General features: G+C 45.4%; 15 protein-coding genes. 7 read left to right on the top strand and 8 right to left on the bottom strand.

What is annotated here, in order from left to right:
* Nucleotides 1-101: 101 nt before the first annotated feature.
* Both MHI52_RS11065 and MHI52_RS11060 read right to left on the bottom strand, forming a co-directional pair.
* On the bottom strand, nucleotides 102-722 hold the full coding sequence (locus MHI52_RS11065) for a TraX family protein (RefSeq protein ID WP_405159025.1): 621 nt from the start codon (nucleotides 720-722) through the stop codon (nucleotides 102-104).
* Between the two features lie 77 nt (nucleotides 723-799).
* Entirely contained in the window at nucleotides 800-1,300 is a 501-nt protein-coding gene (locus MHI52_RS11060; protein WP_405159380.1) for a GNAT family N-acetyltransferase, read from the bottom strand.
* 244 nt (nucleotides 1,301-1,544) lie between these two features.
* Between MHI52_RS11060 and MHI52_RS11055 the strand changes: the two genes are divergently transcribed.
* Genes MHI52_RS11055 through MHI52_RS11040 form a run of 4 tightly spaced genes read left to right on the top strand, consistent with a single transcriptional unit; the run spans nucleotide 1,545 to nucleotide 5,507 of the window.
* The gene (locus MHI52_RS11055; protein ID WP_405159024.1) at nucleotides 1,545-2,990 is read left to right on the top strand and encodes a spore germination protein; all 1,446 of its coding nucleotides are present in this window, start codon (nucleotides 1,545-1,547) and stop codon (nucleotides 2,988-2,990) included.
* Nucleotides 2,987-4,135: a Ger(x)C family spore germination protein gene (locus tag MHI52_RS11050; protein WP_405159023.1), complete on the top strand. Its 1,149-nt coding sequence runs from the start codon at nucleotides 2,987-2,989 to the stop codon at nucleotides 4,133-4,135. The genes MHI52_RS11055 and MHI52_RS11050 overlap by 4 nt, the downstream gene beginning before the upstream one ends.
* 35 nt (nucleotides 4,136-4,170) lie before the next feature.
* Entirely contained in the window at nucleotides 4,171-4,386 is a 216-nt protein-coding gene (locus tag MHI52_RS11045) for a hypothetical protein (RefSeq protein ID WP_405159022.1), read from the top strand.
* 2 nt (nucleotides 4,387-4,388) lie between these two features.
* Nucleotides 4,389-5,507: a GerAB/ArcD/ProY family transporter gene (locus tag MHI52_RS11040; protein ID WP_405159021.1), complete on the top strand. Its 1,119-nt coding sequence runs from the start codon at nucleotides 4,389-4,391 to the stop codon at nucleotides 5,505-5,507.
* A gap of 4 nt (nucleotides 5,508-5,511) precedes the next feature.
* On the opposite strand, the gene MHI52_RS11035 is transcribed toward MHI52_RS11040, so the two are convergent.
* Complete coding sequence (locus tag MHI52_RS11035; RefSeq protein ID WP_036609525.1) at nucleotides 5,512-5,985, bottom strand: RbsD/FucU family protein; 474 nt, start codon at nucleotides 5,983-5,985, stop codon at nucleotides 5,512-5,514.
* A 231-nt stretch (nucleotides 5,986-6,216) separates the two neighbouring features.
* Here MHI52_RS11035 and MHI52_RS11030 point away from each other — a divergent pair, with 231 nt between their 5' ends.
* On the top strand, nucleotides 6,217-6,663 hold the full coding sequence (locus MHI52_RS11030) for a MarR family winged helix-turn-helix transcriptional regulator (protein WP_235200756.1): 447 nt from the start codon (nucleotides 6,217-6,219) through the stop codon (nucleotides 6,661-6,663).
* A gap of 30 nt (nucleotides 6,664-6,693) precedes the next feature.
* On the top strand, nucleotides 6,694-8,037 hold the full coding sequence (locus tag MHI52_RS11025) for an MFS transporter (protein WP_405159020.1): 1,344 nt from the start codon (nucleotides 6,694-6,696) through the stop codon (nucleotides 8,035-8,037).
* A gap of 160 nt (nucleotides 8,038-8,197) precedes the next feature.
* Here the strand turns inward: MHI52_RS11025 and MHI52_RS11020 are convergent, their stop codons facing one another.
* From MHI52_RS11020 to yicI, 4 genes are all read right to left on the bottom strand, one after another.
* Nucleotides 8,198-9,499 carry an MFS transporter gene (locus MHI52_RS11020; RefSeq protein WP_047842428.1) on the bottom strand — a complete coding sequence of 434 codons (1,302 nt, stop codon included), beginning with the start codon at nucleotides 9,497-9,499 and terminating at the stop codon, nucleotides 8,198-8,200.
* A gap of 82 nt (nucleotides 9,500-9,581) precedes the next feature.
* A complete protein-coding gene (locus MHI52_RS11015) occupies nucleotides 9,582-12,533 on the bottom strand; it encodes a glycoside hydrolase family 3 C-terminal domain-containing protein (protein ID WP_405159019.1) in 2,952 nt (983 codons plus the stop codon).
* Between the two features lie 19 nt (nucleotides 12,534-12,552).
* The gene (locus MHI52_RS11010; RefSeq protein WP_405159018.1) at nucleotides 12,553-13,563 is read right to left on the bottom strand and encodes a phosphotransferase family protein; all 1,011 of its coding nucleotides are present in this window, start codon (nucleotides 13,561-13,563) and stop codon (nucleotides 12,553-12,555) included.
* Nucleotides 13,564-13,638: 75 nt separating this feature from the next.
* Entirely contained in the window at nucleotides 13,639-15,957 is a 2,319-nt protein-coding gene (yicI, locus tag MHI52_RS11005) for an alpha-xylosidase (RefSeq protein ID WP_405159017.1), read from the bottom strand.
* A gap of 172 nt (nucleotides 15,958-16,129) precedes the next feature.
* Here yicI and MHI52_RS11000 point away from each other — a divergent pair, with 172 nt between their 5' ends.
* Nucleotides 16,130-17,050, top strand: a complete 921-nt coding sequence (locus tag MHI52_RS11000) for a helix-turn-helix domain-containing protein (protein WP_405159016.1) — start codon at nucleotides 16,130-16,132, stop codon at nucleotides 17,048-17,050.
* Nucleotides 17,051-17,226: 176 nt separating this feature from the next.
* Here MHI52_RS11000 and MHI52_RS10995 read toward each other — a convergent pair whose 3' ends face one another.
* Nucleotides 17,227-18,147, bottom strand: coding sequence for a hypothetical protein (locus MHI52_RS10995; protein WP_405159015.1), 921 nt, complete (start codon nucleotides 18,145-18,147; stop codon nucleotides 17,227-17,229).
* Nucleotides 18,148-18,463 lie beyond the last annotated feature (316 nt).

Genomic DNA, 18,463 nt, shown 5'->3' with positions numbered 1-18,463 from the left:
TAATCATAAATAACAAAAATGAAAACAAAGAAGCCACCTTCTCGTCAGTAAATGACGATGAAAGTGGCTTCTTTGTTTTTGGCTTCATTCCGGATCATTTTTTAGACCCATCGGATAATTGCAATGATGGCAAGATGAGCTGGATAGAAATAACGCCAGACCCAACGTGGCCCCTTCATACGGAATCCCGCTTGATAATACTGAGCAATAGCAATGCCGGCGGTTGCGAGCACACTATACATTTGAACTGAGCTGTTATGCAGCAGAAGATACAGTGCATTTAACAAGACATGTGCCACGACAAGTACAGGACCCTGGAAATAACGGAATAACAGAACCAATAACAACCCGTACATCCCGTAATCCATTTGGCTAATTTCCATGAACCACCCTGCTCCAATTACAATCGGAATCCCTAGTAGTTTGGGTGGCAATTTATCGATAACGAATAATACCAACAGGGCTGACCACAATGTCCACACCACGTTCAGAGAATAATGATTAAACGCAGCCATGAACGGCACCTGTGATATGATCGCAATCCAGAACAGACGCCATATGTATTTTTGTACGTCTCGTGTATGTTTATAACCGACATACACTGCAAAAGCATAGATTGGAAAAGCGATACGACCTATGATCCTCAACTCTATAATATGTGGAAAAAAGACAGCCCCTATATGATCAATTAACATCGTGATCATGGCAATCCACTGCATCATGTTGCGACTCCCCTCCCTTGTTGCCGACGACACGAGTGTGCCATTCATTCATATAGTCCATCTTTTGGAGCAAACTCTTATACATTAAGTTCATAATACATGAATTTGGTATCCTGTGCATATCCTTCGGATTCATATAAAGCTTGCGCTTGTTTGTTACTTAACTCAGTTGAGAGTGATATACGAAGAACTCCTCGCTCAGATGCCAATTGCTTGGCTGCTTGCAAGAGCTTCCTGGCAATGCCTTGCTGACGATAATCCGGATGCACATATAGATCATTAAGCACCCAGACAGGCCCCATCGATACCGAACTGAAACTGGGATATAGCTGAACGAATCCAGTACAAATAAAGCTATTCGAGAGTGATCTACCGTTATTTTCATCTGTCCCATGATCACTTTCCGCATCTGTTTCTGCTACCAAAATCACCGATTCATGGCCTTCCATTCGTTCTCTAATATACTGACGTGCTGCCTCAATGTCAGCATTTTGGTTGTAGAACATCCTGTACTCATTGAACAAACGTCCCACTTCGTTACTATCAAGAAGACCCGCTTGTCTGATTCGGTGCTGCATTTCACTCACTCCTCTGGGATGGAGAGCATCGTCTCCTCCTTTGTATTTCTTTCAATTGTAAAACAGTCCTTTCCTTTTCCCCATTCATCATCTGCATCAAAGTTTGTAGTATCCAGGAACTTTTCCCTAAAGATACCGAACATTCATCGTTCGGAGTATATTTCAGTCGAAGCGTTGCACACTATAGTATCACTAATAACGGACAGGAAACCGAACCATTCATTGATTTAGGAGGAAGGGATCTATGAAAGAAAGCATTCTGATACAGGTGCAATCACGTCTAGTCGGCGTGGCAGATATGATCTATCAGCCCCTTCAGATCGGGCCGCTCCATTGCACTTTGCTCTATATTCAATCCATAGTTGATACACAGATCATGCGTGAAGCTATTGTTAAGCCCATGCTAGAGGAGGCTGCACGGAACGAGGTCGGTCCCGATTTCATAACGCAAGTTGTGAGTGGAACCTTTTTTTCTCTCCAAAACCAGCACAGGGATTCAGCGGAAACGTTGGTAGATGATATCGTAACCGGTAATGCAGCACTCTATATCGAAGGCATGTCCGGCATGATCATTTTTTCAATTCAAAATTATCAGAAACGCTCCGTACCTGAATCAACAAATGAAGTCGTCGTTGTTGGCCCCCAGGAAGCGTTTATCGAAGATATTAATGTAAATATGTCTCTACTGCGACACAAAATCAAACATCCTGATTTTAAAATGATCAAATTCACCATCGGCAAATATACCAAAACTGAAGTTTTTGTCATTTATATTCAAGGATTATGCAAACCTGAGATTTTGGAAAACGTATTAATCAGTCTGGGTGAGATTGATATGGACAGCAGTCTGGGTGTCAGCTATCTATCAGAATTTCTGGAAGATCATCCGCTCTCTCCTTTTCCACAGTATCAATATACCGAAAGACCCGATACCGTTGCAGCTGCTCTTGTAGAAGGAAGGATCGGGGTCATGCAGGATGGAACGCCCTTCTCACTGCTTATTCCAGTCACATTTTTCTCTTTGATGCAGTCGTCCGAGGACTATTATCAGCGGTTCCATTCGGCTTCATTTATACGGATTATCCGTTTGCTGTTTGCCGTCATTGCTTTCCTGCTGCCCTCCGTATATGTAGCAGTCACTACATTTCATCCCGAGATCATTCCAACCAATCTGCTCATAACAATTGCCTCCGCGAGAGAGAACATTCCTTTTCCGGCATTAATTGAAGCCTTCATCATGGAGATTACCTTTGAAGGATTACGTGAAGCTGGAATACGTATTCCCAAGCCGCTTGGACAGACGGTTTCTATTATTGGCGGTATTGTCATTGGACAAGCCGCTGTACAGGCAGGTATTGTCTCTGCTCCATTGGTTATTGTGGTGTCCATTACAGGCATTGCAGCCTTTATTATTCCGCATTTCGAGTTAGGTCTGGCCTTCCGACTGCTCCGCTTTCCTGTTCTGTTGATGGGTGGAACACTAGGCTTATTCGGTGTAGTCATTTCTATCTACCTGTTGTATTGGTATATGGTCAGCATGCGTTCATTTGGTGTTCCGTACATGCAGCCTTTTGCCCCGCTCGTCCTGCGTGATTTCAAAGATACGTTTATTCGGGTACCTTGGTTCATGATGAAAAAACGAACCAAAGCCTATGCGACCGATAATGAAAGGAGGCAGGACACACCATGATATTTCGAAGGCCTCCCCTTCCACTTATGGTCGTCATTATTAGTTGTCTGTTATGTACCGGATGCTGGTCGAAAGTCGAGATTAATGAGCGCACTTTTATTACGGCCATGTACGTTGACAAAGCGGATACCCCTGGAGAGATCGAGGTCACCCTTAGCATGCCGCTACCCAATCGTCTCTCTCCTGAAGGTGGTGGTACAGGCAAAGATCCTTATGCAGCAGTTTCAGCAACGGCACCGACAATTGCAGATGCGATAGAGCGTATACAGACAGACCTGACACGTAAAATATCCTGGGGACATACGCGAATGATTGTCTTTGGCCAAGCTTACGCACGTGAGGGGATTGAAGACACGATGGAATGGATTGCACGGCAACCCCTTTTCCACCTGAGCAGCTACGTAATGGTTGCGAATGGCAAAGCCAAGGACGTTTCTGATCTAACTCCAGTATTCGAAGAAACCCCAAGTGACGTTCTGCGGGAGTTCTCCACAGAGGAAAATCTGCTAAAAACCCAGGTGTTAAGCGTATTTACATCGGATAAAATGAATCAGGGATTTGCCTCATCGATGTTAGGCAGCAAAAAAACCAACATGGTCAGTGAAGAGGGAGAATCCAAAAAGTGGGTCAGTCAAATCGGTGGAACGATCTTCAGACAGATGCGAATGGTTGGGACTCTCTCGGCCGATGAAGCACGTGCTGTTGCCTGGGCAGGACAAAACCTCGATTCAATGATCATTTCCGTTAAAACCAAAAAACAAAAAGCAAGCATGAAGTTATACCGTATGCACTCGGATATACATGTAAAGCTCCAGAATGGTGAACCACATTTTGTTATCAACCTGACAGGAAAAGCTGAGTTGAATTCGGTCATTCCTGTTCTGAAAGCTGAAGATATCGTTGGTATTAAGGACATTGAACAAGCAGCCAATGAAAAAGTGAGTGCTCATCTTACTCAGGCCATCCAAACCGCGAAACACCGAGGCTCCGACATACTCATGCTTGGATATCGGCTCGAATGGAGATATCCAAAGGTATGGAAGAAGCTGCGGCCTACATGGATCAATTATGTAAAGAATGATCTTCGGTTTTCTGTCAACACAAATATCAACATTCAATTTGTTGGCTCGGAGTCAAGCTTCTAGCTTGCAAGGGAATGCTTTTTAAGGAGGTTACATACGTGTTAGCCGTTTTAGTATTTGCGGGACTGTATTTACTGGATTGGTCATCTGTAAAAACAAGCAAAAAAGCAATCAGACGTGCCTATTTCATACTGCTCGGCCTATTTCTCGTATGGAACACACTCGCTGTAAGCTGGTCAGCATGGCCTAATCCCAATGATGCAATCCAGTTGGTCTTTGGCTGGGCTGATCACATGATTAAGAAAGGAGATTAACCATGAACCATCTGACTGCGGGGCAGGCTTACCGCTTCATGTTTGTTTACCTGTATTCCGAACCCATTGCCTTTCTTCTGCAACGTTTATTCAAAATGAGTGGTTATCAGGGATGGTTATCCACGATCGGCGGATTTTTAATCAGTCTGATTTTTCTGTTCTTTACATACCGTTTGGGTTCCATTAACCCTGACAAACCCTGGATTTCCTATGGAGAAGATATCGTGGGCAAGGTTGTGCATCGCTTTTATATCGGGTTAATTGTAATGTTATGTATCTACTTGTTGTCCATTGATGTGGAGAATTTCATTATCTTCCTGCAATCGATGTATCTGCCACAGACTCCGATATGGTTAACATCCACCCTGACTTTGCTGTGCATCTGCCTGACTGCGCGTTCAGGATTGGTTACCATTGTATTTATGTCGGAAGGTATTTTTGTGGTACAGCTTCTCACTTCCGGCTTACTTATTCCGGCGGTTGGGGGTGGGGGCAATCCTGGCATACTGCTTGCGATGGCAACCCATCATGATCTGGGTGAGATCATGATGGGTTCTTTGTCCACCATGCCATGGTTCTCCGAATGGATGTTTTTCCTCTTCCTCGCACCGGTCGTTGCTTTCAGGCGTCCTATGCTGAAAAGCATGTTATTTGCCGGCATCACCGTTGTTATATTCATCGTTGTATTCTGGATATTCATCTTGATGAATTTTGGTCCGTATGTTGCCGCCGGGCTTCGCTATCCTTTACTTGAGATGGTGCGCTTTGCGCGATACGGAGATTTTCTGGATAATCTGGACCCTGTTCTGATCGCAATTTGGTCAACAACGATGTTCTCTCGCAGCTCATTTTTGTTGTATGTCGCTTCCGTCTGTCTCTCCAAACTCAGCGGGATCAGGCAGCAAAAATCTGTTGTGTATCTAATTGGGGGAACGGCTGCCGCCATTGTGCTTCAATATGCCAGAGATGCCGCTTCTTACGAGTTGGCTATCCGCTCTTACGCTGTACCTTTGTACACGGTACTTATCGAATCCATGCCCATTCTGTACGTTCTGGTATACTGGCTCCGCAATGGTAAAAATAAAAAGGCGACCAAAGCATCCACTGCTCCGTCGCCGTAATTATTCAGTTCGATTCAGCATTCTGCTGTTCCTGACCAGGATCAGCATCGGGGAAAATGACGCCTTTCTTCAAAATCAGATTGGCGTATTGCGCTCGCTCACCAGTTGCAACAATCACATAGGCATTCGAAGCGCGTTTATAAAAATCAAATCGTTCTTCATGATCAAAAGCATCCGTGATGCCTTCATATTCTTCAATCAACCGGCGGTAGTCTTCCCATATGATCGGGATCACCTGATCCCCTTTCACAACCTGCATGACAGCAGCGGGACGCTCAGCATAGGTATCCAGTGGATATAATTGCAGGATGGCATCCAACAGTTCAACAACTCCCAGTGCATCACAACGTACTAGTCGCTTGGCATGACTGGCTGCGGGGAAATTGCCATCCGCCAGAACCAACTCGTCTCCATGACCCATTTCGGACATGATTTTGAGTAACTCTGGAGGTATTATTGCGGGTATATTCTTTAGCATACACAGCTCTCCTTGTTCATCTCCAACATCAGTTAGAGCAAATTGGTTTTCTCCATTCTTCAAGCACGCTAGACATGGATTATATAAAAGCGGTTTCATTACTATTCTAACAGTATTTTTGGATCATTGCACAGCGCACATGTAAGTTCGATATGAGAATATTTCATTTTGACAAAAATACTTGTTTGACATATAGTTGTTGTAACAACTAATTAATTGGGACATTTTATTATGGAAGCGAGGTCTAGCAATCACATGGACTATACACTGGAACAATCTGTTGGATTCATGCTGGGTTTCACACATCGTAAAGCTGTAGCTTTACTTGCGACAAGATTCAAACCTTATGATATTACGACAGAGCAATTTTCTGTTCTCTTTAATGTTGACCGCGGTGAAGGTGTGAATCAGAAGGAGCTCGCTGCACGAGTCTTCAAAGACCAACCCACCACTGCGCGGATTATTGATCTGCTTGAGAAAAAAGGCTGGGTAGAACGCCGGACCAGCGAACAGGATCGCAGAGCCTATCTGTTATATCTCACCACGGAAGGCAAAGCGTTAATTGATATCCTCGTTCCGATTGAAAGAGAAATGAATAAAGAACTTGCTGAAGGTATATCCGAAGACCAGATGGAAGCATTTAAACATACTCTTTCCCTCATTAACCGCAACTTGTAATGAATCACAACTCAGGGGGAATACATCATCATGAAAGAACAATCTACACAACAAGTTAGACTATGGACTACCGATTTTATACTGCTGATGCTGTGCAACTTCTTGTTGTTCTTGCAACTGCACATGATTGTCTCTCCGCTTCCGTCCTACGTTCAGGATCGATTTCACGCGAATGCGTTTGAAGTAAGTTTATTTACCTGTCTGTTTGCACTCAGCGCCATTGCAGCCCGTCTCTATTCCGCGAAAGCACTGGAGAAGGGTCTTCGTAACGCCATGATCTATATAGGCCTGTCCGTAGCCCTGCTGGCAACGCTCGGCTATTATTTTGCTGCAGGAATAGCTGTGCTCTTGTTGCTCAGAATGTTGTTTGGTATCGGGTTTGGTATGAGCAGTACCGCTTTTCCAACGATGGCCTCGGACATTGTGCCCGTGAAACGAATGGGTGAAGGTATGGGTTACTTTGGTCTATCGACTAGCCTGGCTATGTCTATGGGTCCAATCATTGGGGTCACTCTGCTCCAGGGTGCAGGTTTTGTAACCCTGATGTTATGTACTGCGGGTGTTCTCGCTGTGATCTATCCACTGAGTTATTCGCTGACACGCAAAAAAGCAGTCAGAACCGATAACAGTACAACCATCATGCCACAAGCCACAACAAGTGCTTCAGGGTCCAACCCAAAACAGAAGACACCTTTCAACCGCAAGCTGATTCTTCCCAGTGTGCTGAATTGCCTATTATCCATCACCTATGGTGGGCTTGTCGGATTCATCGTTTTGTATGGTAAGGAAGCCAATCTGGCCAATCCTGCGCTGTTCTTTTTGTTCAATGCACTCGCCGTGTTATTGGTTAGACCATTTGCAGGACGGATCTATGACAATAAAGGTCCAAAAGCACTGCTCATTCCAGGGGCAATATTCGTTGCTGTCGGCCTCATTCTGCTCTCGTATGCAACCTCCATGTCCCTCCTGTTCATTGCTGCCTTTATCTACGGAATCGGTTATGGTTCCATGCAGTCGTCTCTGCAGACCTGGATGATTCAAGTTGTATCTCCTACTCAACGGGGTATGGCTAATGGCATGTTTTTGAACTCGCTGGATCTGGGTATTGCGACCGGTGCCCTTCTTCTTGGCGCCATTGCGGCCATAACCAGTTATACCGATATGTATCGATATTCCGTGATGTTTATGATTCTGTTCTTGCTTATATATCTGATTCAGGGAAAACGAAGCGGCAGCTTCTCCATTGAACCTCATGCGCTGCTCGCTCATACGCATATTACTGCAACGGAATCACCTCAAGATCAATCCAAGAATTCAGAATCTGGAGCCGGCAACACCGAAACTAGCCAGTCGAATAAGAGCAAACACGAATGATTGCTTAAAGTCATTCTGCTCATAGAAACGAGAAACGCGTTTACACCGAGAAAGCAAATCTATCCGCTTTCTTAGGCGTAAACGCGTTTTTTATTGGAACAGCTCTGAATGTTAAACTTAAGACAGCATGGATATGAACGTAGCATTCAGCACCGTCTATCTAAAATGGACTTTTCTTGCGACCTATGGGAGCATACCCTCTACTCGTCTCAATCACATCATTAAATGTTTCATCCTGTTTCTGCTTGCTTCCTGAAGTAGGTTGATCTCCCTTATCCGGTTTAACTGCAAATAAGGTTAGCAATCCGCCCACTGCGCCAGACGCAGCGAGCACACCAAAAAGCAGGAAATGATGAGAACCGATCAGCAAAGAAACGACAGGCGGACCGAGAGATACCCCAATGAATCGCATGCTGCTGAACAGAGCCGTGATTGTGCCCCGCTGTTTTTTATCCACGCCTTCTGTAATCAATGCATCCAGACATGGTAACGTTGCACCTATTCCGGCACTTCCCAATGTGAAAAGACCTACTACAACATAGATATTATCGAATAAACCTATAACGCCAAGGGATACCGTCAGAAGCGCAAGTCCTGTGAAGCCAAGCCATTTCATTCGCGTTTTGTTCTTTCCAATCCACTTCCCTGCCAGGAAAGAAGAAAGACATAACGCTGCCAGCGGAATCGCAAGGACAAGTCCTTTAAGTACACCTTTCAGGGCAAATTCGCTCTCCAGCGTCTCGGATAGATAATATAACACACCAAAGATGACAAACATGCAAATACCGCCGATTGCAAACAACGCATACAACCAGCGTCCCTTTTCTTTTAATACGTCACGAATGGAAGCCACAAATTCCGTAAAGGTGGGAGGCTTTTCTTTTTTCCTAGGAGTCTTCACCAGGAAAATAACAAGAACCAGCGAAAGCACACAAAGGATGGGAATAGCCATGAATGGCGCATACCAGAACCAGACTGCCAGCGCTGCACCCAGAATCGGACTTATGACTTTACCAAACGTATTCGAGGTCTCAATGATACCCAGACTTTTGCTTACTTCATTCTCATCATTAAACATGTCCCCAACCAACGGGATAACAATAGGAAATGCGCCCGCAGCACCTATTCCCTGCAATAACCTGCCACCCAGAATGGTCCAGTAGGCTATGTTTCCGTTCAGCATCCATGCTGCCACACCAGCGACAGCACCTCCGACGGCTGCAATAACGAGGCTGGGAATGATAACTGCTTTTCTGCCAAAACGATCCGACAAGTACCCTGCAAGAGGAATAAGCAGGATGGCAACTACAGCGTAGACTGTAATGAGCATACTGACCTTAAATGCAGATACCTTCAACTCACGTTCAATCTGTGGCAGGATCGGTATAAGCATGGAATTACCCAAGGTCATAATTAAAGGGATGGAAGCAAGTGCGACGAGGTCCCACTTTTTATCGTTCATACCACAACCACCTTTACAGATTCTACACACAACAGCATTATTGTGCTTGTTTCGGAGGTTGATTATTCAGGACACGCTACAACTACAACAATCTAAAGTGCCGTAACGCTGCTCCACCTTTGAAGACAATATATAGCTCATTCACCTTATGCGGCGCCTCGAGCAAACACTGAACTGTTGTCCACTTGATATCTTTCCCATTCACACTGCCTCCAGGTCCAGAAACTTCACACACACCGAGCAGTTCGCCCTCCAGTTCTTCGGAACGAATCTCCAGTCTGCCCTCTTCCCCAAAAGCTGCCACTCTGGCTTCAAATCCTTGTACTTCTTGAACAGCATTATGGTTGAAAACGATCCAAGACGACTGCTCCTCTCGATATAAAGGTTCCTCCGGAGTGATTGCCCGAACTGCCGAACGTCCTTCCAGACATTCATCCAGTAGAACACCTGCACAAGCATCGTAATTCTCGGCAAAGGTAAGCAAGTGCAGCGGGCGATCAGGAATCGTCTCACCTTCAATTTTAATATCAGCCGACTGACGTATATCTGCGGAAGAACGCCCTGCCAGGATGGCCCAGGTCGCTGTCTCCAGGCAGTATCGATCTCGGGTAACATCCCATAGCGCAAGCTTCTGAACAGGAACCTCGAAACTTATCGTAACACGCGTCCCTGCTTTGACATGAACACGACGGAAAGCAAGCAGTTGCTTCTGAGCACGTTTCACTCGGGAGGTATATGAAGATCCATAGATCTGAACAACTTCATCACTGTCACGTTCACCCTTATTGTGTACCTCCACTTCAATCTTCAATTGATCTGTGGTGGTGGATTCCTCCGGAGCACTTCGACTTACACGAATCGCTTCGTATTCGAATTCGGAATACGTCAGGCCATGACCAAATGCATATTGAACTGGTCCTTCATGATACATATAAGTCATGCCATTCTGAATGATGTCATAATCCATCATGTCAGGAAGCTGTGATTCGTCTTCATACCATGTCATATTCAATCTGCCTGCCGGGGCATAATAACCTAACAGCACATCTGCAAGCGCGTTCCCCAATTCCTGACCTGCATGTGTCATATAAACGATTGCGCGGGCAATACCTTTCAACTCCTGCAAGGCAAATGGATAACTGCCCATAATGACAACCACTGTATTGGGATTGGCTTCACACACGGCTTTGACAAGCTCGACCTGACTCGGCGGAAGCAGCAGACTTGGGCGGTCAATTTCTTCTTTGCCGTTGATATATGGGCTGTTGCCAACAACAACGACAGATGCCTGACTGCCACGTGCAGCTTCTACGGCTTGTTGTATTCCGCGTTTCACAATATCAATATTGAATGCAGAAGGTCTCTGTGTATTACCTGGTGATTGAATTGCGTGTCCAGAGGCACTCACATTACCCTGAGTTGTACCTGTAGCTGTAGTTTTTTCTCCTTGTGGCCGGAGTGGTGATACAGCAGACTGTCCCTGATATTCGCTCAGTCCAACAGGGATACCGTTCCACGTCCGCAAGGTGTTACTTCCATCCGTTAGAGGATCTATACGAACAACTTCCTTCACAAACCAGCCACCAATCTCCGGTGCGTTTGCCTGATATATGCCTTGCTCGGTTAAACTAACGTATCGATTATTGTTTACACTTCTCAGCGTATGACTTCCCCAACCCCAATCCTGATGTTCAAATTCGGCGGCTGTGTATGCACTGCCCTCCGGTACAGCGACGAGTGTACCTTGCGCACCAAGAGTTACAACTTGTCCGTTTGTTGTCTTCAGCTGAATACGGTCATTCCCATCCACATAGGTCACGTCTGCTTCAGGTAGGCGATTGCGCAATCCATTTAGGACGGATACACGATAAGGCAATGTGCCACTGTACCAATCGGTATAGACAACATCCGCAAGTGGCCCAATCACACTGATTTTCTGCAACACTTCTGGCTGCAACGGAAGCAATCCATCATTTTGGAGCAAAACAATCGATTCGGCAGCGGCACGATAACTAAGTTTGGCATGTTCCGGTGCACATAATACCGACTCGGGAATACACGCATATGGATTGAGCCCGGACTGATCGAGTTGTCCAAGTCGCATTCGCACACCAAAGATGTTCCGGATCGCTCTGTCCAAATCAACTATTTCCAACAGATTCCGGTCAAGAGCCTCCTCCAGAGCAGATACAACAAGATCAACTTCATCTGTAAGACAATCCACTCCTGCCTTCAACGCACCTGCTGCTGATTCGGCATGACTGGTGTGATAACCATGATAGTTCACCGTCTGTGACAGGTCTCCACCATCACATACAATGAAACCTGGCATCGTCCACTCACCCTTAACCACATCATTCACATATGGACTTTCAATGGCAGGTGTACCATTGATAGAATTGTAAGCTGTCATCATGGACAAGGCTCCACCATCCACAAATGGTGTCTCAAATGCTTTCAAATAATATTCCCGCAGATTGCGCGGATCGATGCTGGATGAACAATTCAGCCGATCTTTCTCATTATTATTGGCAAAAAAGTGTTTCAATGTCGCGACCATTTTCAGATAAAAAGGATCATTTCCCTGCATACCTTTGACGAGAGCCGCTGACATTTCTCCCGTGAGGACCGGGTCCTCGCCATATCCCTCTTCCGTTCTGCCCCAGCGTGGGTCACGTTCCAGATCAACCGTTGGTGCCCACAAAGTTAACCCGTGAACTTCAGGATCACGGTGATGATATGCCCTCGCTTCATCGCCAATGACTGAACCAATCTCCCGCATAAGTCTCGTATTCCAGGTACTTGATAGACCGAGCGGTTGTGGAAATACCGTTGCCTCCCCTTTCCATGCAACCCCGTGAGCAGCTTCGCCCCCAACGTTGTAGGCTGGAATGCCCAGTCTTGGTACAGCTGCTTCGCGTGTAGGAATTAGTCTGATCTTCTCCTCCGTTGTCAATCGTGCAATCAGGTCATCCAACCTTTCCCCAAGTGAAAGTGACGCATCCCACATCGGGTATTGATGATACTCCTTCATCCTTCATTCCCCCTGCGAATTAGTTAAGTCCAAGTTGCTTCCATTGCTCCAGTAAATCCAGCGTGCGCTGGCGATACTTCTGACCATCTTCAGGTTGATTGACCTGATGTTCATGAACGTAGGCATTAAAATACGAAGACAGTATTCGATAGGCAAGCCTGCGTGCCTGTCCTTCAGCGGATGAGTCCAATGGACGATCATATCCTTCATGAAAAGCCGCTGATTCTGACGACAATATGGCTTCAAACTCCCTGTCGGCAAACATGGAACGATCTCCGTCAATGATGGCCGCAATGTTCAGCTCACCGTTTTCCTGATGAACAAGTACATTTGCTTCCCACAGGTCATTATGAACGAGTACCGGACGGGTCACTTGATCAAATAAGTCTTTATTTTTGATGAAAATAGCAGCGATATCTTCTCCCACACCTGACATATAATCGACTTGTGCCGCTTTAAGTGCCGTTTCTTCTGCAAAAGAGTGCAACACCTCGGACCATTGATCCGAGCCTCTAATCGTCCCATCACCCTGCGGCCAGCCAAACGAAGCACCCTCGACCTGATGCATGATGGCGGTATAGGCGCCAAGCTGATGGTACAATCGCTCTTTGTTTATATCTGAAATCGATGCGTGATCCAGCTGCTTACTCGGGATAAACTCCATAAACATGTACGTTCTTGGAATGATCGATCCGCTGTCATCACAAGCGATAATGTTGGGAGCAGGAATGCCTGCCTTACGGTAATATTCATACACAATCGGTTCAGCCGCCATCATCGTACGTTCAAACGAAAATAGGGGATCACTCGCAGAACCAGCCGCCATCTCTCCCCGCTCTGGAGCCAATCGTAAAATCACATCCGTATAGGATGTATGTTCAAGGTGAATCCGATAGGTTGTATTAAAAAGTCCACCTTGCAGGAGACCAAACTCCTTCACTTTGGTATCGCTTCCAAAATGAATTTCTACCAGTTGATGTAGCATCTCTGCTGATATCGTGCAATGCAAACCGGAATTCATTGTACTCATTTCATTCAATCTCCTATCATCGTAGACAAACAGACGGCACCTTTCGGCACCGTCCTTTTCTTTTACTATATCATGTTACAGTTGGATTGTAAGCGCGCTTGCGCCTGTTGCTGCTGTAACGACAACACCATTTGCACCAGACACTTGGGAACCACCTTCAACGCTGGATACACTTTCAATACCGCGAAGTACGATGTTCCAAGGTTTACCTGCACCTTCAGCACGAACATCCAGCACTGATCCCTTACGTGTAACGTTAACTGTCAGCTCCTGTTCAGCCGCTTGGTTCACAACGACCGCTTGAGCCGTTTGACCATCAACCAGTTCGAACAAGTGCAAGGACACATCATTTGCAAAGTCGTAATCCGGTTTACTATCCACAGCACCGACAGCGATCAGACTGTTTGGCTTAATCATCATTGGCAGTGTTTTGAAGTCATGGTTTTCACTGATCCAGCGTCCACCTTGTACTTTCGCTCCTGTCAGATAGTTCGTCCAAGTTCCTTCAGGCAGGTAATAACGCACATCACCCTCCTTATTGAAGATTGGAGCCACCAGAATCGAGTCACCAAACATATATTGCGTATCCAGGCTGTATGTTGTTGGGTCCTCTGGGAAGTCCAGCAGCATAGCGCGCATCATCGGAATACCTTTTACCGTTGACTCTACCGCAGAATTGTACAGGTACGGCATCAGGCTGATTTTGAGTTTGGTAAAGTCACGAACAACGTCCACGGATTCCTCGTCAAACAGCCAAGGCACACGATAGGAAGTGCTTCCGTGCAGGCGACTGTGTGAAGATAACAGTCCGAATTGTACCCAACGTTTGTATACGTCAGGGCTCGCTGTGCTTTCAAAACCACTGATATCATGGCTCCAGAATCCGAAACCGGAAAGTCCGAGCGAGAGGCCACCACGAAGTGATTCAGCCATGGATTCATACGTGGAAGAGCAGTCACCGCCCCAGTGAACCGGGAACTGTTGACCACCTGCTGTTGCAGAGCGTGCAAACAGGGCAGCTTCGTTTTTGCCAATCTTCTCTTCGAGCAATTCAAATACAGCTTTGTTATAGAGCTGTGTATAATAGTTGTGCATTTTAACCGGATCAGAACCATCGAAGTACACAACATCTGTCGGAATTCTTTCGCCGAAGTCGGTCTTGAAGGAATCTACACCTTGATCCAGCAGGACTTCCAGCTTACTCTTATACCAGTTCACAGCATCCGGATTCGTGAAGTCAACCAGAGCCATACCTGCTTGCCACATATCCCATTGCCATACGCTACCATCGGCTGTTTTGACCAGGTAACCGTTCTCCATACCTTCATCGAACAAGTAGGATTTTTCTGCAATATATGGATTGATCCAAGCACAGATTTTAAGGCCCTTTTCTTTCAGTCGTGCAAGCATGCCTTCCGGATCCGGGAACATCGCTTCATCCCATACAAAATCAGACCATTGGTATTCCTTCATCCAGAAGCAGTCAAAATGGAATACAGACAGCGGAAGATCACGTTCAGCCATGCCATCTACGAAATGGTTAACCGTTTCTTCATCATAATCCGTTGTGAATGATGTTGTCAGCCACAGACCAAAAGTCCATGCCGGTGGAAGCGCTGGTTTACCTGTTAATTTCGTATAATTATCAAGTACATCCTTTGGATTGTCACCGCCGATAATGAAGTACTCCAACGTCTCGCCTTCTACGCTGAACTGAACTTTAGATACATTCTCGGATGCAATCTCATATGATACGCGTTCAGGATGGTTTACAAATACGCCATATCCTTTATTGGACAGGTAGAACGGAATGTTTTTATAGGACTGCTCACTGCTTGTACCGCCGTCCTCATTCCAGGTATCGACGATTTGACCATTCTTAACAAACGGCGTGAAGCGCTCACCGAGTCCGTAAACGTATTCACCAATACCGAGATCAAGTTGCTCGCGGAAGTATGCTTCCTTACTTGGACCTGTAATATAACCAGCTGCTCTTTGACCGCTACCTGTAATGCGTTTTCCTCCATATAGGAAGCTAACGTCCCAACCGTTTGTTTTGTCGATTTGAACTTCCAGGTTGCCACTTTTCAAAACAGCACCTTGTTCATTTTTTGAGATCTCAACGTTGGCTTCTTGTGTGTTAAGCTCAAATACAGGCCCTTTTTTCACGCCGCCCTTATGGTGATTCAAGGTTACACGAATAACGTTAGGCATTGGTGAGCTGTACGTTGCTTTCAGCAATGTACCGTTCAACGTGTCGCCTTTGCTGCGAATATATTTAGTTGCCGCATATACGGTCACAGAATTATCTTTTTGCACAATATCACGAATGTCAGTCGGGTTTTGAATCTGGTACCCTTCACGAGTCATCCAGAATCCATCAGTAAATTTCATGTTTTCTTTCCCCCTTTGGTTATATTATAATAATATTGATATTAATAACGAATTTCTTCTCTTATTTTGACCAAATATATCACGATTTTGATAATAAACATCCGATTCTTGAACATCATCACCAATCTATGGAAACGATTACATTAATAATGATACAAAAGGAGAATCTGATATGGAACGTGAACGATTACGGGAAGACCGGATTCACGGCAATGCCATGTATCCCGTCAGTGTGTACCCGGATATTCAACAACTGAACGGGGATAGCATTCTCGATTGCCACTGGCATGATGAGATGGAGTTCACCATGGTGACCCAGGGTTGCGCCGTCTTTCAGATTGATATGAACACCATTGAGGTTCAAGCTGGAGAAGCCATTTTCATCAATCGAGGTGAGATTCATGCGGGGTATCTGAAGGGCGATGTGCCCTGCGTATTCTCTTCCATTGTATTTAATCCCGAACTGCTTGGCAGCCGTACCTTCGATACGGTCCAAGAGAAATTCATCGGTCCACTGGTACGCAAAACGGTGATTCCCCCCAGTCATATCAAGGCAGATGAGGATTGGGGACAAGAAATTCTGGATCTCCTGAAACGTATATTTGCAGACCATGCTACCCGAACCGAAACGTGTGAAATGTCAACAAAAGCGTACCTGTACCTCATATTTGCCCGAATGTTCGAACATATGAGACCTGCTCCGCTCAAAGGCACTGTAGCTACAGGCAGTCATGACAAGGTAGAGCGCCTGAAATCCGTGCTCAGTTATATTCACAAACGGTATCCTGAACCATTAAAGCTGAAAGAACTGGCCGATGAGGCCAATATGAGTGAAGGACACTTCTGTCGTTTCTTCAAACAAATGGTGCAGAAAACACCTGTTGATTACATTAACTATTACCGTGTTCAGCAGGCCTGCGCTCAGCTTGAGAATACAGATCACAAAATTGTTGATATCGCCATGGATGTGGGTTTCGAGCATCTAAGCTACTTCATCACTACATTTAAAAAGCATAAAGCCACTACACCTTCACAGTATCGCAAAATGTTCTATGAGAACGTAGGAATGGAGTCTGCCCTGGTTCAGGTGTAAAAGGGTGTAAAAGAAGAAGGTGCTCACAGCATTCAGCTGCAAACACCTTCTTTATCTTCTTTATCAACTTTCCAGCCAATGAATAAGATAACGCTCTGATCTGAGCCACACTGGCTTAGTTAGAACTCATCTCACTCGCTGCTATCAGCCTTACGCTTTTAAGCTTAACATTGGCCTCACTTTTTCAGTGTCTTCCATGAAGTGTACTCATGTACGGAGAAACCGTTAAAGGACGCATGTACTGAAGCCATTTTTTCGACCAATTTTAATTGTGTTTCCATATAAGCAGATCCCTCTTCATAAAAAGTAATGAAGTCACCTTCCTTGCTTTGCTTTGTTTCCACGGCGATTGAGATCGTCTTGCCAAGCAGAGCTGCTTCTGCAAGTTCATCCTTCGCTACACTATAGATTGCAGCAGCTGTATCGCGGTAAGCCATAATGGTGATGGAATCAAACTTGCGAATCATCCAACTGCTTACGGCCATCGTGGAACCCGGAATCTTGTAGTTATCAAGCCAGAAAGGCAGATCAGCCGCTACTGGCATCTTCATCCGTGATGCTCGCTCAACAATGTACTCCACATTGCCTTGCCACTGCGTAATCACACTGGCTTGATTGATTTTCCATTGCGGGTGCACATGTGGCTCAATATCCAGATGAATACCAGCAAACTTTTCATTGGACAACGCCTGCGCCTGATATGCCTCGATCCAGTCCAGGAAAGATGCAATCTGCTCCCGGCTTTCCGTCAATCCCCACGCTGATCTTCCATCCATGACGTCAACCGCAATGTTCTTGGCTCTGGCCTGACGGATAAAACTTTTATAATCAGGAATTTTTACATCCCGGTTCATCTGCAGATAGATCGTATTGATCTTATTCGCTGTAGCGTAATTTAACACCTCTTGAGGATTGCTTCGAATCTGGGTTGTGTCCCACACCCACGTCGCTCTTACCGGCACATCAAGGTTACCATGAATCGTTTCATAACTATCCACAGAACCAATGGCAACGGCTTTCGAAGAACAGGCTGTACTCGCACACAAGATCAAACAACTCAGTAATAAGATAAAACGGTAACCCCTTTTGCTTTTCATATTTGTACACTCCCTCTGAAGTTATCAGCTCTGACGTGCAAATCTGGATGAAATTGTGTCGTTTCATATTCATTTAATGGATACTTATTAGGTACGACGAATTCGGATTGCTTTTATATGCAATATCATCTTTAAGACTTACGACGAAAGAATCATATAACTATATTTCGGGAATTCGTAGTTCTGTATGTATAGTTCAAAAGTCACAATTATTTATTATTTTCAAATTCAATCCTTATTCCAGCATGACTTCAGTCATTATTGCCATATGTACACCAAGCTCCAGAAGACCTAGAAAGCGTTTTCTCTCAAAACA

This window comes from Paenibacillus sp. FSL H8-0283 (assembly GCF_045040675.1).
Classification (GTDB): Bacteria; Bacillota; Bacilli; order Paenibacillales; family Paenibacillaceae; genus Paenibacillus; species Paenibacillus amylolyticus.
This window is presented reverse-complemented; position numbering and strand designations above follow the sequence as displayed.

Bases quoted from the DNA above. Each gene is read 5' to 3' on its own strand.
- MHI52_RS11030 (WP_235200756.1), top strand. From the start codon at position 6,217: ATGGAAGCGAGGTCTAGCAATCACATGGACTATACACTGGAACAATCT.
- MHI52_RS11065 (WP_405159025.1), bottom strand. From the start codon at position 722: ATGATGCAGTGGATTGCCATGATCACGATGTTAATTGATCATATAGGG.
- MHI52_RS11055 (WP_405159024.1), top strand. From the start codon at position 1,545: ATGAAAGAAAGCATTCTGATACAGGTGCAATCACGTCTAGTCGGCGTG.
- MHI52_RS11040 (WP_405159021.1), top strand. From the start codon at position 4,389: ATGAACCATCTGACTGCGGGGCAGGCTTACCGCTTCATGTTTGTTTAC.
- MHI52_RS11060 (WP_405159380.1), bottom strand. From the start codon at position 1,300: ATGCAGCACCGAATCAGACAAGCGGGTCTTCTTGATAGTAACGAAGTG.
- MHI52_RS11000 (WP_405159016.1), top strand. From the start codon at position 16,130: ATGGAACGTGAACGATTACGGGAAGACCGGATTCACGGCAATGCCATG.
- MHI52_RS10995 (WP_405159015.1), bottom strand. From the start codon at position 18,147: ATGAAAAGCAAAAGGGGTTACCGTTTTATCTTATTACTGAGTTGTTTG.
- MHI52_RS11035 (WP_036609525.1), bottom strand. From the start codon at position 5,985: ATGCTAAAGAATATACCCGCAATAATACCTCCAGAGTTACTCAAAATC.
- MHI52_RS11020 (WP_047842428.1), bottom strand. From the start codon at position 9,499: ATGAACGATAAAAAGTGGGACCTCGTCGCACTTGCTTCCATCCCTTTA.
- MHI52_RS11050 (WP_405159023.1), top strand. From the start codon at position 2,987: ATGATATTTCGAAGGCCTCCCCTTCCACTTATGGTCGTCATTATTAGT.
- MHI52_RS11015 (WP_405159019.1), bottom strand. From the start codon at position 12,533: ATGAAGGAGTATCATCAATACCCGATGTGGGATGCGTCACTTTCACTT.
- MHI52_RS11025 (WP_405159020.1), top strand. From the start codon at position 6,694: ATGAAAGAACAATCTACACAACAAGTTAGACTATGGACTACCGATTTT.
- yicI (WP_405159017.1), bottom strand. From the start codon at position 15,957: ATGAAATTTACTGATGGATTCTGGATGACTCGTGAAGGGTACCAGATT.
- MHI52_RS11010 (WP_405159018.1), bottom strand. From the start codon at position 13,563: ATGAGTACAATGAATTCCGGTTTGCATTGCACGATATCAGCAGAGATG.